The 15,046-nt window shown below is 59.8% G+C and carries 15 protein-coding genes and 2 pseudogenes; 9 read left to right on the forward strand and 8 right to left on the reverse strand.

The features are described from left to right. Positions 1–17: 17 nt before the first annotated feature. Positions 18–350: pseudogene (locus XH87_RS13860) on the forward strand ((2Fe-2S)-binding protein); the annotation flags it as partial. 149 nt (positions 351–499) lie between these two features. Here the strand turns inward: XH87_RS13860 and XH87_RS13865 are convergent. Further along, on the reverse strand, positions 500–877 hold the full coding sequence (locus tag XH87_RS13865) for a c-type cytochrome (RefSeq protein WP_271587711.1): 378 nt from the start codon (positions 875–877) through the stop codon (positions 500–502). A 1,090-nt stretch (positions 878–1,967) separates the two neighbouring features. Here XH87_RS13865 and XH87_RS13875 point away from each other — a divergent pair. Beyond that, positions 1,968–2,921, forward strand: a complete 954-nt coding sequence (locus XH87_RS13875; RefSeq protein ID WP_271587712.1) for an AraC family transcriptional regulator — start codon at positions 1,968–1,970, stop codon at positions 2,919–2,921. 80 nt (positions 2,922–3,001) lie between these two features. Here XH87_RS13875 and XH87_RS13880 read toward each other — a convergent pair whose 3' ends face one another. Together XH87_RS13880 and XH87_RS36775 are read right to left on the reverse strand one after the other, a co-directional pair. Then, complete coding sequence (locus XH87_RS13880; protein ID WP_271587713.1) at positions 3,002–4,054, reverse strand: LysR family transcriptional regulator; 1,053 nt, start codon at positions 4,052–4,054, stop codon at positions 3,002–3,004. Between the two features lie 221 nt (positions 4,055–4,275). Further along, positions 4,276–4,635 carry a LysR substrate-binding domain-containing protein gene (locus XH87_RS36775; protein WP_442868274.1) on the reverse strand — a complete coding sequence of 120 codons (360 nt, stop codon included), beginning with the start codon at positions 4,633–4,635 and terminating at the stop codon, positions 4,276–4,278. Between the two features lie 244 nt (positions 4,636–4,879). On the opposite strand from XH87_RS36775, the gene XH87_RS13885 reads away from it, so the two are divergent. The 4 genes from XH87_RS13885 (at position 4,880) to XH87_RS13900 (ending at position 7,405) form a co-directional block, all read left to right on the forward strand. Beyond that, a complete protein-coding gene (locus XH87_RS13885; RefSeq protein WP_271587714.1) occupies positions 4,880–5,536 on the forward strand; it encodes a hypothetical protein in 657 nt (218 codons plus the stop codon). Positions 5,537–5,627: 91 nt separating this feature from the next. Then, entirely contained in the window at positions 5,628–6,863 is a 1,236-nt protein-coding gene (clpX, locus tag XH87_RS13890; RefSeq protein ID WP_271587715.1) for an ATP-dependent Clp protease ATP-binding subunit ClpX, read from the forward strand. Positions 6,864–7,010: 147 nt separating this feature from the next. Then, entirely contained in the window at positions 7,011–7,199 is a 189-nt protein-coding gene (locus XH87_RS13895; protein ID WP_271587716.1) for a hypothetical protein, read from the forward strand. Further along, entirely contained in the window at positions 7,196–7,405 is a 210-nt protein-coding gene (locus tag XH87_RS13900) for a hypothetical protein (protein WP_271587717.1), read from the forward strand. The genes XH87_RS13895 and XH87_RS13900 overlap by 4 nt, the downstream gene beginning before the upstream one ends. A 778-nt stretch (positions 7,406–8,183) precedes the next feature. Here the strand turns inward: XH87_RS13900 and XH87_RS13905 are convergent. The 5 genes from XH87_RS13905 to XH87_RS13925 all read right to left on the reverse strand — a co-directional run bounded on the left by XH87_RS13905 (position 8,184) and on the right by XH87_RS13925 (position 12,459). Next, positions 8,184–8,654, reverse strand: a complete 471-nt coding sequence (locus tag XH87_RS13905) for a pyridoxamine 5'-phosphate oxidase family protein (RefSeq protein ID WP_122401530.1) — start codon at positions 8,652–8,654, stop codon at positions 8,184–8,186. Between the two features lie 32 nt (positions 8,655–8,686). Further along, the gene (locus tag XH87_RS13910; RefSeq protein ID WP_271587718.1) at positions 8,687–9,382 is read right to left on the reverse strand and encodes a glutathione S-transferase N-terminal domain-containing protein; all 696 of its coding nucleotides are present in this window, start codon (positions 9,380–9,382) and stop codon (positions 8,687–8,689) included. Positions 9,383–9,597: 215 nt separating this feature from the next. Further along, positions 9,598–10,515, reverse strand: coding sequence for an NADP-dependent oxidoreductase (locus XH87_RS13915; RefSeq protein WP_271587719.1), 918 nt, complete (start codon positions 10,513–10,515; stop codon positions 9,598–9,600). 99 nt (positions 10,516–10,614) lie between these two features. Further along, positions 10,615–11,847 (reverse strand): MFS transporter, encoded by a 1,233-nt coding sequence (locus tag XH87_RS13920; RefSeq protein ID WP_271587720.1) that lies wholly within the window; start codon positions 11,845–11,847, stop codon positions 10,615–10,617. Between the two features lie 114 nt (positions 11,848–11,961). Further along, positions 11,962–12,459: a hypothetical protein gene (locus tag XH87_RS13925; protein ID WP_271587721.1), complete on the reverse strand. Its 498-nt coding sequence runs from the start codon at positions 12,457–12,459 to the stop codon at positions 11,962–11,964. Positions 12,460–12,619: 160 nt separating this feature from the next. On the opposite strand from XH87_RS13925, the gene XH87_RS13930 reads away from it, so the two are divergent. From XH87_RS13930 to XH87_RS13940, 3 genes and pseudogenes are all read left to right on the forward strand, one after another. Next, positions 12,620–12,910, forward strand: a complete 291-nt coding sequence (locus tag XH87_RS13930; RefSeq protein WP_271587722.1) for a hypothetical protein — start codon at positions 12,620–12,622, stop codon at positions 12,908–12,910. Between the two features lie 161 nt (positions 12,911–13,071). Next, complete coding sequence (gene bfr, locus XH87_RS13935; protein ID WP_271587723.1) at positions 13,072–13,560, forward strand: bacterioferritin; 489 nt, start codon at positions 13,072–13,074, stop codon at positions 13,558–13,560. Between the two features lie 426 nt (positions 13,561–13,986). Continuing rightward, a pseudogene (locus tag XH87_RS13940) lies at positions 13,987–14,963 on the forward strand (AraC family transcriptional regulator). Positions 14,964–15,046: the final 83 nt, after the last annotated feature.

Raw genomic sequence — 15,046 nt, forward strand, 5'->3', positions numbered from 1 at the left:
TGCCCCTTGATGCATGCATTCGGCCGGCGCGGTCCGGGTCGACCGCCTGCGTCTTATCAGCCCTAGCCACCCCGCTGCTGTGGGTGCTCCGCGATGTGCTCTGTATGACCGGCACCAAATTCGGCTGCGGCCAGGCGCTGTGCGGCGCCTGCACCGTGCATGTCGACGGCCAGCCGGTCCGCTCCTGCCAAACACTGGTCGACAGCGTTGGCGATAGCGCGGTCACCACGATCGAGGCGATCGGCCAGGCGCCGCAGGGTGCGGCCTTACAGAAGGCATGGCCGGAGCTGGAGGTGGCGCAGTGCGGCTACTGTCAGTCCGCCCAGATCATGTCGGCGGCTGCGCGGCTCAGGCCGCTTGTTCCGGATTTTTCTTTCCACGTTCGCTCATCAGACACGTGATCAGGCAATTCGGTTGCCTGCGCAGACGAGGCGGCAGTAAAAAGATGCTTAGACGTTCAACTGGGCCGTGCCCTGCCAAGGTCTCGCCCAACGATCCGCTACTTCAACGTCGCAAGATAGGCATCGAGGTCAGCCCGGTCCGTCGGGTTCTTCAGCCCTGCGTAGGGCATCTTGTTTCCGGGAACTACCTTCTGGGGCGATTCCAAATACGCATCGAGGATCTTCGTATCCCACACAATATCGGACTTCTTCATCGCGTCACTGTAGGGGAACCCGGGAGCCGTACCCGCCTTTCTGCCGACGATTCCTCCCAGGCCAGGCCCCACACGATTGGCCTGATCCGTAGCGTGGCACGTTGCGCAAGCTTGGAAGATTGTCTTTCCGTGCGCGGCGTCCTGCGCGTGGCCTGGATTGGCGGCGGCTCCCGCAAACAAGAGCGCCGCGACAATCGCACGAAGTGTTCCTGCGCTGTTCATTACGAACATCCTTTTTTTATCGGGATCAGAGGTGGCGCGGCTGCGCGAAATCGTTGAGATCGTCTCCGAGTCGAGGCGGGTGGCGCCGAGCAGACCAGATCCGCGCGGCTACAGCCGGGCTTACATTGGTACTTTCATCGCGCATCCTTCGCTGGCCGCGCGCGTCACGGCGAATCGCGCGATAGTTTCAGTCCTTAACGGGACGGCCGCATGCGCTCGACCGCCCGCCACACCGAAAGATCGGATACAGGGGACAAAATGAGAAATTCCTTTTGGACATGCATTCGATAGGCGTGAGATATCATCCAAGAGGTCTGTGGGCGTGGCGTAGGACGACACAAAAATGGCAATTCGCGATCACTCTTTCCCGTTGGGTTGCTTCGAAACGTCATGCGCGAGCACTCCTTCCAGCGAGCCTGGATCCGGCTCCAGCGCTTCGCAGGGAAGCAGGTAGGGAAGCACCAAATCGGCCCGGATTGACTTCGGCGTGACGATCGCGACCGAAACGACGAGATCGCGACAAGTGCGCGGCTTGAACCGCGGTAATACTTACCTGCGCGCGGCTTTTGATCTGGAACGTGCCCATCCTGACCGCCTTACGATTCGTCGCATACGAGTTGCTAGGGGGGTCGAGCAGTCCGCGGTCACATCACGACCTGCGGGTCCGACAGCCGTGCGTACGATCGGTCCGTGACGAAGCCAGCTGTTGCGATGGCGGCCCGGGGCTTCCTGACGCGCGTCGGCGTGCGTTCACGCGAATTCATAATGTTCCCAAGTCGTTGAGACGCTCAGCGGGCTCATTCATGTTACAGCTGAATATATCTAATTCGGCTGTCACCACTACTGGGTCAGCCGCAAGTGGCTACTTGTCCTGCGTGTTTAGTCGGAGGCAACGAAGACCGAACCAATCAAAATCCCAGATCAGGTTAAGGCGCGGAAGAACCCTTCGCTCGGTTGCGAGATTGGCTGCTTGCGAGATGCGTCCTCTCGCCGCCCGCGCTGAGCTCATGAACCTGAGTAACATAGAGGCGTTTTGGACGTGGCAGGTGAGCCATTCTGGCGTATATCGCGACAAGACCTCGACAAGTTGATGACCACATTGGACGTCACCTTCGTCAGACTATCGCAATGCGTGCTTGCGACGGGGGCTCACCTGGCCGTCGCCTGCGCGGATGCCACCACCATCCACTACTGTCTTCGAGGCGTCGGGTTCATTCTCCTGGAGGGTGAAACGCCCATCCGCCTGACGCCGCATACACTGGTGATAGTCCCGCCTGGACGAGCAATGACAATTGTCGCCACGGAGCGTCCGACCCTACTGCGGAAGGTCGGCAAGGGCGACGACGGCCTCTTCGTGCCCGGCTCGTCGTACCGGCACACCGTCGGCGATGGCAAGCCGACACTGGCGCTTGCGTGCGGCACGTTTCGAGCCACCTATGGCCCAGCACTGGACTTGTTCGCATCCCTTGCAACGCCCATTGTTGAGACGTTCGACGTACATGACCAACTCGACCAAGTGATAGCCTGCGCAATAGCCGAGCTCGCGGCCCAGGACGTCGGTGTGGGGCCAATGTCGGCGGCGCTGCTGAAGCTCGTGTTGCTCGCGCTGCTTCGACGTTGCCTAGTCTCGACGAAAGCGTGGGTCGAGCGCTTCGCGATCTTAAGCGACCCGCCGATCGCACGAGCTTTCGCCGAGATGGCCTCGCGCCCCTCCTTTCCGCACACCGTACAAAGTCTATCCCAGGCCGTCGGTCTCAGCCGCTCAGCTTTCATGGCGCGCTTCTCAACTGCCTTCGGTGAGGCGCCCATGTCTCTCCTGCGCCGTCTTAGGATGCGCCTCGCTGCTGACCTGCTCTCAGCCAACGCGCTATCGATCGACCAGGTCGCCCTAAACGTCGGCTACCAGAGCCGGAGCAGCTTTACGCGCAGTTTTCGTCGGTACTACGGCAGCGACCCTTCAGAATACCGCTCCAAAGCGCAGAGCGCACGGTCCTCAAGGGCTGCTCCGACTGAAGATGCGATCGAGCAATCCGATGCCGCGTGAGAATCATTCGTCCGCAAGAGCGTTAGCGCCGCCGCCGGCGAGCTCATTGCGCCTTGTTATGACACGCGAGCTCGATCAACTCAGTGCTCCCTCGGGTCGGGACGGACGCAGGCGAGCGTCTTAGCTCGTTTGCACCGCGTAAGGTCTCTGGCTGTGGGATCGATGCGCTGTAAGCCGCTCGCCTTCCGCGTGCTCGCCCGTGCGGGCGCGCTCGCCATCTCTGGGAGCCTTACATGCGGCATTTCCTTCTGGCGGACTTCGATCGACCAGTCTCGAAACCGCGCGACTTTGATAAAAGCGTCCAGTGCCGGCGAGTAGCGGCGCCCCTGCACGGCCAGCAGCCGCACCTCCCGCGAAATCGGGTCGCCTTCGAGCGGAATAGTCTTGAGCGTCGGAAGGCATGGCATGTGCTCGGGCGCGAGTACCACGCCGAAGCCAGCGGCGGCCAGGTACTGGAGGTGCAAGTCGTGACCGCTGCGGTGGCCCAGATGCGGCGGTTCCTTGGGGAAATACAACCGTTGAATCTTTGGGAGGACGTCGCATCCGACGCGCTCCAGCAAGACGGTCTCGCGGAGGTCGTCAATTCCGATCGAGGGGCGATTTGCGAGCTGGTGTGTCGGCGCCAGAACCGCGACGTAGCGCTCTTCGAAGAGCAACCAGTCGTCGATGCGGGTGGGTATGTCCTGCACGTCCCCGACGATTGCGGCACTGATCTCCCCCTCAAGCAGCAGGTCGATGAGCTTCTCCGACGTGCCCTCGCACAGCTCGACATTAAGTCCCGCGACGAACCTTGCAATCTCAGTGACCAGATCGAGAATGAGCGAAGCCGAGATAGAGGGGGCGAGGCCTATCTTGAGTGGCGCGACCTCCTTGCGTTGAAATTCTTTAGCTCTGCGACGTGCCGTTTCTGCCGAGGCCAGTGTGCGCGCCAGCATCGGAAGAACCTCCTTCCCGAGGTCGGTGAGCTGCGTCAGCTGGCGCTCACGATAAATCAACGGGCCCCCGAGTGCCTGCTCCAGCTTCTGGATCCCCTTGGTCAAAGCGGGCTGTGTTACGTTGCACTGCTCCGCCGCGCGGGTGAAGTTAAGCGTGGATGCGACCGCGAGGAAATAGCGAACTTGATGAAGCTCCATGGGTCTCCGATAACTTGCTCCTGTCTATGCACTTGACGCCGTGACGGGGGGCGCCGAAATGACGGCACTGTGGATGCCACTTGCATGCACACGTTGGAACGGCTCAGTCTATTGGTTTGGACGCACGGACACGCTTTCTGGAGCTCTGAGAGCCGGGCTAGTGCGCAGCGAGGTGGGCGGAGCTCCCTGACGAGGAATCGGCAAATGCCCTGCGGCAGGCTTTATGGTCTTTTCCCCCTCACGAAGAGCGCATTCAGTTCGATCGAGCCGAAATCCCATTCGGGCAGCATCCGTACGAGCTGCCCAGTCTCCAGCTCTGCCCGCACGCTGATTTCGTCCGACGCGGCAAACCCTAGCCCGGCTACGGCGCTTGCTGTGGCTCCTTCGCTGGTGGTGATCGCGAGCTGGCTCTCAACGCGCACAGAGGTGACACGTCTTTGCGTAAAGGAGAAGGTCGGCGATGAGTGGGCCGGACTGACGATCACCGAGCGGTGCGCGAAGTCCGAGAGCGTGTCGGGCGCGCCGTGCTCTCGTAGGTAGTCCGGAGGGCCGCGAGTACCCTCGGAAGCCGTATGATTGATCCTTCTTCATTTTAGGAAGAATGAGGGATTTGCCCGCCGTACCCGCCACGGCCGCCGCCGCTTAAGGGCCAGCTAGAGGCGAAAATCCGCGTCACGAATCTGATCCGAAAGTTCCATTGAGCCGATCGTCATCGACGAGTGCGCCCTCTCCCGCGGGAAGGCGTGCCTCAGCCCTTCCAGCGACGGTCGGCTGGCAACTCCAAGACGAAATGTAGTTTTTCTTTCAACCGGCCTCATCGAAAATATGGAACCTATCATCGTTCGCTCATCGTGCACGGGCCGAAAATCGGTTTCGCGCGAAGGTGCGAGCCTGATTGCGAAGCAAATCCCGCATGGTTGCGGGCGTCCGACGGAAGGAAAGCAGTCGCAGGATGCCGAAGCGGACGAACTCTACGATTTGTTCGAGTGCATTAAACCTTCGGATCGTCGTCCCGCGCCCTTTTGGGTGCCCGAGCTCAACCGGCGCTCAATTGAGCCGCTCGTGACAATCGCCTTAGGCTTGGCGCAACGGAGATCAAAGAAAGACCTGGATGCGTTATCGCCCGGCCGAAATGTAAGTCCCTCGCAACACCTGCCATTCTGGAGCCTGATCATGAGAAGAATCACTGTTCTCGTCGCCTCTGCTCTGATCATTGCATCTACGAATGCCGGGCCTGCCGCAGAGTCCAACTTAAACAAGGATGTTAACACCGCTCGCGCGGCCTTGGCGACGGTGCACAGCAAACCCGCCAATGCGGCCGACAAAGACGAGGCTTGCCGCGTCTACGTCGCCTCATTCTATCAGTCCGCGATGCTGCGGCAAGCCGCTGCTGGCGGCGTCGACGGCGCGAGGGTGTTAACTGCGCTCGATTCCGCGATCAATATTTTCAACGATCTGTTGGCGCCGAAATGCGGCGGTTGACCCCTACTGTTCTCTGGCAATGACAATGGGCGCGGGGCAGCAGATGATCGTATTCCCGTTGACAACCCCCTGGATCTGGTTTGAGGCCGCCATGGCAGTTCACTCAATCACCAACACTACACTCCACAATTTGGTGGCAGGTCCCACGATCTTTATCTGCGATGAGTGCGTCGAGCTCTGCAGGGACACTATCCGCGAGGAGCACATGTCCTCGCTGGTCAAGTCGCGCGACGGCATTCCGACGCCGAAGGAAATCTGCGAGGTCCTGGACGATTACGTCATCGGCCAGAGCCATGCGAAGAAGGTCCTGTCGGTCGCGGTGCACAACCACTACAAGCGCCTCAATCACCAGACCAAGCACAACGACGTCGAGCTCGCGAAGTCGAACATCCTGCTGATCGGTCCGACCGGCTCGGGCAAGACGCTGCTCGCGCAGACGCTCGCCCGCATCCTGGACGTGCCGTTCACGATGGCGGATGCGACCACGCTGACCGAAGCCGGTTATGTCGGTGAGGACGTCGAGAACATCATCCTGAAGCTGCTGCAGGCCGCCGACTACAATGTCGAGCGCGCCCAGCGCGGCATCGTCTACATCGACGAAATCGACAAGATCAGCCGCAAGTCCGACAATCCCTCGATCACGCGCGACGTGTCGGGTGAGGGCGTGCAGCAGGCGCTACTGAAGATCATGGAGGGCACGGTGGCTTCGGTCCCGCCGCAGGGCGGCCGCAAGCATCCGCAGCAGGAATTCCTGCAGGTGGATACCACCAACATCCTGTTCATCTGCGGCGGTGCGTTCGCCGGCCTCGAGAAGATCATCTCGGCGCGCGGCCGGTCCACCTCGATCGGTTTCGCCGCCCAGGTCATGGCGCCGGAAGACCGCCGTACCGGCGAGATTTTCCGTCACGTCGAGCCTGAGGATCTCTTGAAGTACGGCCTCATCCCCGAGTTCGTCGGTCGTCTGCCCGTTGTGGCGACGCTGGAGGATCTGGACGAGACGTCGCTGGAGAAGATCCTGACCGAGCCGAAGAACGCGCTGGTGAAGCAGTACCAGCGGCTGTTCGAAATGGAGAACATCGAGCTGACGTTCGCCGACGAGGCGCTTGGCGCGGTCGCCCGCAAGGCGATCGAGCGCAAGACCGGCGCGCGTGGTCTGCGTTCGATCCTCGAAGCGATCCTGCTCGAGACCATGTTCGACCTGCCGGGCCTGGAAGGTGTGGAAGAAGTCGTGATTTCCCGCGAGGTCGTGGAGGGCACGGCGCGGCCGCTCTACATCTACACGGATCGCTCGGGGCGCACGGTGGGAAGCAGCGCTATAGCGTACTAACTCGACCGGGCCAAACGACTGACGCCTACAACATCCGATCCGTTACTTGTTCTTGCCCCTCGTTTACTACTGCTCCGGTGCCCAAATCGACGTCAACGAACCTAAATCGCTAAATAGTACGATAATGTACTGTGATAGGAGTGAAACATGGGTGATGTCATTCGATTTGCTCCAAGGTCGGAGCGAGAGCGAGCTCGCCTTGTTCGAGAAGCTCGAGCGATTTATGACAGCGTCTTCCCGCCGTCTGAATGCGCCTGCGACCAGCCGGACAATGCATGCGCAAGCCACGTGCGCGTGGACGCAGACATCGATCACGGCGATGGGGGCGCATCATGATCGCGATCATTGCCGTACTCTGCAGCTTGTCTTCTCCCGCAAATTGCCACGAGCAGACCGTCACCACCTCGAACTTCGCTGACATCTCGATGCAGTCCTGCCTGATGGGCGCACCGCAGCTTGCCGACTGGATGAATCAGCATCCGACCGAGCGCCTCGCAGCATGGCGCTGCGTGCTCGGTAAAAGGGATGGCAGGGGCGCTTAGGGTCCCCGGGGCCGATTTTGTTCCTCAAATAGTTCCGCGACTCCGCGCTCGATCCGCGAGGAGTCAATTTGCTTGGGTCCAGGCCGGCATGAGGAAACTCGCCAAGACTGGGATGAGATAAGCGCGGCCGAGCTCGACCAAGGCGGTCATGATCAGTTTTCTGGTCGGAGCGAAGTATTCGCCGTAGGCGGCAGCTAAGCTGTCACGTCAGCGACATACAGATGACCACCTGTGCGCCCGCCGTGGCTCTTTGGCCATCTCCAGTGACGATGTGGATGCCCACGACGCCGCGACGATGTCATGCCCTGGAATAGAACGATCTTCGAGCTAATGATGCCTATGCCGCCGATCACTATCTCCACAGGTTACTTTTCCTCGACGGTCGCGGGACAGTCATATTGTTTCGAAACGCCACCGAGGAGCTGCAAGCACGTCCAGTAGAAAGTAAAGAAAGAAACTTCGTAAACGCGCCCATGGAAGCTCCCACCGTCGCGATTGAGGCGTCGCAGGTTAAATTCGACGGCATGGACCGCTTCCGCCCTACGACGAAAGACTTTCGCTCCTCTTAAGTCCTAAGGGGGTCATTTGATGAGCGCGGTAAGCGCCTTGTCATCGGTGTCTAGGCAGTAGACAGCGAGCAGCCTCGCGCCCGAACTCACATCAGCCAGGGGCGGCCATCGATAAGGCTGCGCTCCGCGGGCGATCGAGATAGTGGTTCGGATGTTCGCGGACTTTCTACCTCTGGGTACCGACCGGTCTTTTTTTGCGGAGCCCGCACTTATGCCCCGATGGGCTTCACACCGTACTTTTGATAGTAGGTGCTCCTGATTTCATCCTGACTTCGAGGAGGGCGCGCGAAGACATGGGCTGGAGATAGCAACGGGCTGATTGAAGTGGTTTCGATTTTGACAACGTGATCGACAGGATACTCTAGGCCATTCGTCGCCCGAACCCAGTCGGCGATCATCAAGGACTCGCCATCTTCTGGCGGCAGTATCAACGCACGGCCCTTGAATCGGTAGCCGCGCCTCTGGAAGATGTCGACTACGTTAATTTCGACAGCGGGATTGCGCTCCAAGTTCAATATCGTCCGAGGCGAGGCGATGTCAGCGAAGTACAGAACGCCGTTTCTTACCGTCAAAGATGCCTTCGGGGAAAGATTTGGCGTTCCATCCTCGTTGACTGTCGCCACAAACGACAATATCGCCTGCTTGATGATTGCCTCCATGTCGGCAGTGATTTCAATCATAGATACCATCTCCTTGTTCTTCGCGAGCGCTTCTAGCCAGCTGTCACTTGCAGCCCGCGTTGCACCGCCGGCCGAGCGAGGCCACGGGTGAGCCACGCCTGCACATGAAGAAAGCGGTCGAAGCCGACGAGATCGCGTGCTTCGTAGAAGCCGATCAAATTGCGCACCCAGCCGAGCAGCGAAATGTCGGCGATGCTGTAGTCGGCCCCCATCACCCAGTCCCGGCCCGCCAGCCGTTGGTCCAGGACACCGAGCAGCCGCGCTGATTCGGTCGCGTAGCGGTCGCGCGGGCGCTTGTCTTCATAGGCCTTACCGGCGAATTTGTTGAAAAACCCGACTTGGCCGAACATCGGCCCGACTCCGCCCATTTGCCACATCACCCACTGGATCGTTTCGTAGCGGGTGTTTGGATCGGCTGAGATGAATTGCCCGGTCTTGTCGGCAAGGTAGAGGAGGATCGCGCCCGATTCGAACAGCGCGAGCGGTGTTCCGCTAGGCCCATCAGGGTCGTAGATTGCGGGAATCTTTCCGTTGGGGTTGAGCGCCAGAAAGGCCGGGTCGTGGGTTTCGTTTGCCATGATGTCGATCCGGTGCGGCTCGTAAGGAAGGCTCGTTTCCTCAAGCATGATGCCGACCTTCACTCCGTTGGGCGTGGAAGTGGAAAAGAGTTGCAGCCGATCGGGATACTGCGCCGGCCAGCGCGCAAAGATTGCATGATCAACAGTCACTTTCTTCCTCCTAGATAAGCGGGCCGCGCCGGGCCGGGGCAACGGCGAATTCTCCGCCAGGATGCGAGCCGAGCTAGCATGGGTACCCAGGCACGACCTTGGACATCAGCTGAGAGACGACGAGATGGATGGGCATTGCCTGCCCCACGCACCGGCCCGGGGAAAGCGCCGACAATGCATGTGTGAGGGGAGAATCGCTCGCCTTCGCTGCTTCCTCACGGACGAACTCGGATGATCGTTTTCCCGCTGATCCGCCGCGTCGGATTGAAGGCGGCGACTGCCTCGTCAAGGGTCGCGATGTTGCCGATGTTTGTACGCAGTCGTCCGTCCCGTACCCGCTGGACGATCTCACCCAGTTGCGCGCGATCGGACACCAGAACAAAGTCGATCGCCAAGCCGTCGACAGGCCGCGCTTCGGTCGGCCCGGCGATGGTTACCAACGTTCCTCCGGTTCGAACCAGGCCGGCGGACCGCTTACCGATCTCGCCCCCGATGACGTCGAAAACCAGATGGACTCCGCCGACGCCTTCGAGATCGCCGTTCTCGAGGTCGACGAACTCCTGCGCGCCGAAGTCGAGCGCTTTCTGACGGTCGGCGGCACGTCCCGTGCCGATGACGTAGGCACCGGCCTCTCGTGCGAGCTGCGTCACCATCGAGCCGACCGCGCCGGCCGCGCCGTGCACGAGAACGCTCTGCCCCGCCTGAAGGCGACCGTGCACGAACAGTCCCTGCCAAGCAGTCAGGCCCGGCATCGCCACGGCCGCCCCCACCGAGAACTCGACGTCGCCTGGCAGCGGAGCGAGATTGCGTGCCTCCACTGCCACATACTCGGCCAGGGTGCCGCTGCGATACGAGTCCGAGAGACCGAACACCCGTTGTCCTACCGACAGTCCGGTCGTGCCATAGCCGAGAGCGGTGACAATACCTGCCAGCTCCTGGCCCGGAATCGTCGGCGACCGGTCACGGTCGAGGCGATCGGTCCAGGTCGAAGGCCACGTCAGCTCGCCCGAGGTGAATCCAGACGCATGAACCTGAACGACGACGTCATTTATCGCTGCCTGCGGCTCCGGTCGCTCCACCAGCTTCATCCCGGCCGTTCCAGCAGCCTGGTCCGTCACAACGATCGCTTTCATGGGAATGATCTCCTCTGTCGTTCGTCTCATTGCTGGGTATGTTGCGGCGATAATCTGCGCTTCAATCTGGATAAAGCGGCGCCCAGGACAGGACGATTCTCATGACACTGTTCCCTGTACTGGTGAACCGCTAGCGGTCGAGCCGTCGGACGTGCTCTTCCCGGTTCTGTCGGTGTGCGGATTGCGCGCACCGAGAAGGGTAAATAGGGTGGCCACAGCGGCAAGTCCGCCGTATCCGAGCGTGATCTGCGGAAGCGAGAACAGGTTGGAAAGTTGCCCGGAGATGAGGCTCGGGAAGGCGGCGCCGCTGTAGCAGAGAAGGTAGATTGCGCTGAAGATTGGTGCCCGTTCGGCGAGTGTGCTGCCGTGCAGCAAGCCGCGTGTGGCGGCGCTGATGGCGATGCCCTGGCCGGCACCGGCAACCATGGTCGCGGTGATGAACAACACCAGTGTGCCGGTTAAGATTGCAGTGCTGATGCCGATCATTCCGGCCACGAAGGTGATCATACCGACGCGTTGGGCTACCGCGGATGTGAACCAGCCACCAATGGGAGCGCCGAGAACGCTGGGGGTCATATAGGCAGCGAACACTAGCCCGAGGATCAACGGGCTGCGGGTGTGGAGTTCATCTTGTACAAGCGCAGGCATGAACGCTTGGTAGAAGCCCCCGCTGGCCCAAGTGGCCAGAAACACCGCCGCCGCGACAGGGAGCAGATGCCTGACCCGCGCCGGTACGCTGACCTGGGGTAACAGCGATCGCCAAGCGCCCGGAGTTGGAGTTGCTGTTTCCGGACTGATTGCGACGAGTGCAACAGACAGTAATAGGAAGCAAATGCAGACGAGATAGATGAGTTCGCGCGGCCAGGGGCCGAACTCAACAAGCGCACCGGATGCTATGGCGCCGATAGCGACGCCGAGCATCGGTCCTTGGCTGGTGACAACGGACGCCAACCATTCCGGTCTGCTGGGTGCCGCATCGACGATGTAGGAGGTCAGACTGCTGCCAGCCAACCCTGTGCCGAGGCCCACGAGGAGCCGACCGGCCAGCAGAGTGTCGATGTCGTGCACATTGAGCAACAGCAGACATCCCAGCAGGAGAAGACCGAGGCTAGTGATCGCAGTGACCCGGCGGCCCAGATAATTGGACAGCCGTCCAAGTACCAACAGTGCGGTTATGGTGCCGACGGCGTACGCGACGACGGCCATCGAAATACCGGCGTTAGAGAACCCGTCTTCTGTCCGGTAGGTGTTGTAAAGGGGGATCGGAGCGGCCGCAGCGGCGAATGAGACCACCAAGGAAACTACCGCTGATAAAAATGCCAACGGGAGCATTCCGCTCCGGTGAGACTGGCTGATCACTGGTGGCAAGTTTTGCATCGAGTAGCGAATCGGTCGTCTTCCAAAGAATTCCGGCGCAGGTCCGAGTTCACCGGTTGATTTGCTTCACTAGGTGGCGGTGATATTGGTGCCAAGCTGACGAGTGGCTCCATCGCTGAGAGCTGCCACAGCCGTCCTTTGGTTGTTGTCGATCAGGTACTGCCATCGTCGATCCGCGCGGCGTACGACGCCGCTCGCTGAGCCTCCAACGTATTTGCGACTTAGACCTTTGCCATCAATTGACCGATTCAGCACGATCAGGGCGAAATCGCCGGCAACGTACACATGACGCGCGCTGGCCTTGAGCGGCAAACCGTACTTGAGATCGCACTCGAGTCGGGCGGCGATTTCGGTGGCAGTAGTTCGTCCGTCACTCGTGATGAGAACGGGCTTTGGGTCATACACTGGCATCATCGCGCTGACCTTGTCGGAGTGAAACGCTCGAGCAGCGACGTGAGAATGTCTTCGGGTTTGGAAGCCAGCGGATTGGATCCGGACATCAGGGGTCTCCAGCTCGTGTTGGCTGAAACGGTTGTCCTGGTCGTTATTCGACTGAGTGGCTGTCAAGGTCGCAGCGCGGCTCGAAAGTTTCCAATAGCCAGTACTTATGGTTTCCATAGCGGGGAGAATTGTGCGGCGACAGTCCTCAATCCCGTTCTTAGATCAAGGCAAGTCGCTTAGCTAACGTTGCGACGCTACGGCCGCGCTTTGTCCCCGAGCTACCCCGTTGTTCGGAAGCCAGACCAACGAAGGCAGAGAGATCCTGCTCTCCGGACAGGTTGACGCGATTGCGATCGATGACTCCGGAGCTGTCGAGGCGGTCGTCGATTGGATTGCCCTTATTGAAACGATTGAGAACGCGCTCATCCTGAGCTCAGCAGCGCCTGGCCAGGTCGTCGAAGATCTGGCTGAACCACATGGTCAGCTGATGACGGCTCTTCTTGCGCAGATGGATTCAGCGAAGGGGATCGAGGGGGCCTTCAACAACACCCGAAACGCGGTGTGGGACCAAGGATGAATGAGCCCAAACTCGCGTCGAAAATAGCCTTAGGTTCCCTTGGTTTGCTGGACAGGCGCCTCTCGGTTTCACGCCCAGAGAACGCCTGTCTGCTTGTTCTTCGTCAGAATCGTTCTAGACTTGCGAGGGTCAAGAACGGGCCTCAAGTCTTGGAGTTCATCATGCAGGGCGACCCGAAAGTCATCGAGTATCTCAACAAAGCACTGCGTCACGAGCTCACGGCAATTAATCAGTACTGGCTGCACTACCGCTTCCTGAATAATTGGGGTCTCCTAGAGATGGCTAAGGTCTGGCGCAAGGAGTCCATCGAGGAGATGGAGCACGCTGACAAGCTCACCGACCGCATCATCTTCTTCGATGGTTTCCCAAACATGCAGGTGCTCGATCCCCTGCGCATCGGCCAGAACGTCAAGGAGATTATCGATTGCGATCTCGCCGCGGAGATGAGCGCGCGTGCCCTCTATGAGGAAGCGGCGACCTATTGCCACAGCGTAAAGGACTACGTCACGCGCGACCTCTTCGAGGAGCTGATGAGCGATGAGGAACATCACATCGACTTCCTCGAAACCCAGCTCGATCTAATCGGCCGCATCGGCCTCGAGCTCTACACCCAAAAGCATGTCGGCGGGCTCAAGACCGAAGAGCACTGAATTGTTGCGCCGTCCACGGCAATGTGGCGACGAGCAGCTGTAGCGATTGGTGCCGCTCACGCTTCAGTTGTGCTCGATCGCAGGCAACCGTGCACTTTGCGGCCACGACGTTCCAGCGCTGCGGATGCCGGTTCATGGAGGGCCTTGGTTTCGTCACCGGCAAATAACGAGTTTTCCATGATTGCCGACCGGGTCCTTGCGGCGAATGGCCAGGGGTATTCTGTCCATCCTCTCGCCAATTGAAACCACTTTAATTTCACGGCTTCTTTCTCCCTCTCATGTCTTTGCTGATCCGCCTTGGGAGGCAGCAAGAGATCAGGGACACATATCGTTGGAAATTACGAGCTGATCTCCGGGCCGTAGTAATCAGAAGCGCGCTCGGCGCAATACGATATGCTGCGTGGCAATTCAGGTTCTCGAGGTCTTATGTCTCAAGTCGACTGGTTGAGTCATCTCCTGCAAATCATCACCGTTACCGGCCAACTCGAGGTTCGCTGCGCCTACGGCGCGCCATGGCGTGTTATCTGGCCTAGGGCGGCGGCGAACGAGATCCCCTACCATGTCATAGTCAAGGGCCGGGCGATTTTCGAGGACCCGGATTCAAGAACGGTGCAGGAGCTTGGGAGCGGGGATATCGTGCTGCTCCCTCACGGTTCGGCGCATATGCTGCACGACGGCAGCGGCAAAACGCCAATCAACACGCACGAAAGCAGGGGCTCCGCAGGATGGATGTTGAGCGAGAACAATGGACGGGGTGAGCAACTCGATCTGCTGTGCGGACGATTTTTTGTCGTGCCACCCCATGATCGATTAGTCCGCAACTACCTGCCAGCAAATCTGGTCGTGCGGGCTCTGAAAAACCACGGGGAAGAGGACATCGCGTCGGCATCGAGTCAACTTCCGGACTGGTCAGCTTAATGCGAATGGAGTCCGCTGAGGATAGAGCGGGAGGACGCGCCATTCTGAACGCGCTTTCTTCGATCTTGTTCACTCTAGTTCTCCGCGCCGCGAGCGAATCCGGAAAATCCACCGAAGGCTTGTTGGCCCTTGCTGGCCATCCGAGATTGGCGCCGGCCATTGCGGCGATGTTCGCTGATCCGGCGCGACCCTGGAAGCTTCCCCACCTCGCCGATCTATGCGGCATGTCACGCGCAACATTCATGCGCCAATTTCAGGACAAGTTGGGCCGCTCCGCCCTTGACCTGTTGACCGATCTTCGCATGAGCATGGCGGCCAACGAGCTCAAGAGGCCAAGGATCAGCACGGAAGCTGTGGCTGAGACGGTCGGGTATCAATCGGTTTCGGCCTTCCGGCGTGTATTTGCGGAGAGGATGGGGATGACACCAGGCGAATGGCGCCGACTGGCGCACAATGGCGATGAGTCTGGATCGCCGCCAGAATGATCCTTTTGAGCACCAAATTGAGCGAATAGAGGCTCGAAACGATCATTCCAGACGGTAAATTGGGCTCCGTCATCACTTGATAA

Source organism: Bradyrhizobium sp. CCBAU 53415 (assembly GCF_028128735.1).
Taxonomy (GTDB): Bacteria; Pseudomonadota; Alphaproteobacteria; order Rhizobiales; family Xanthobacteraceae; genus Bradyrhizobium.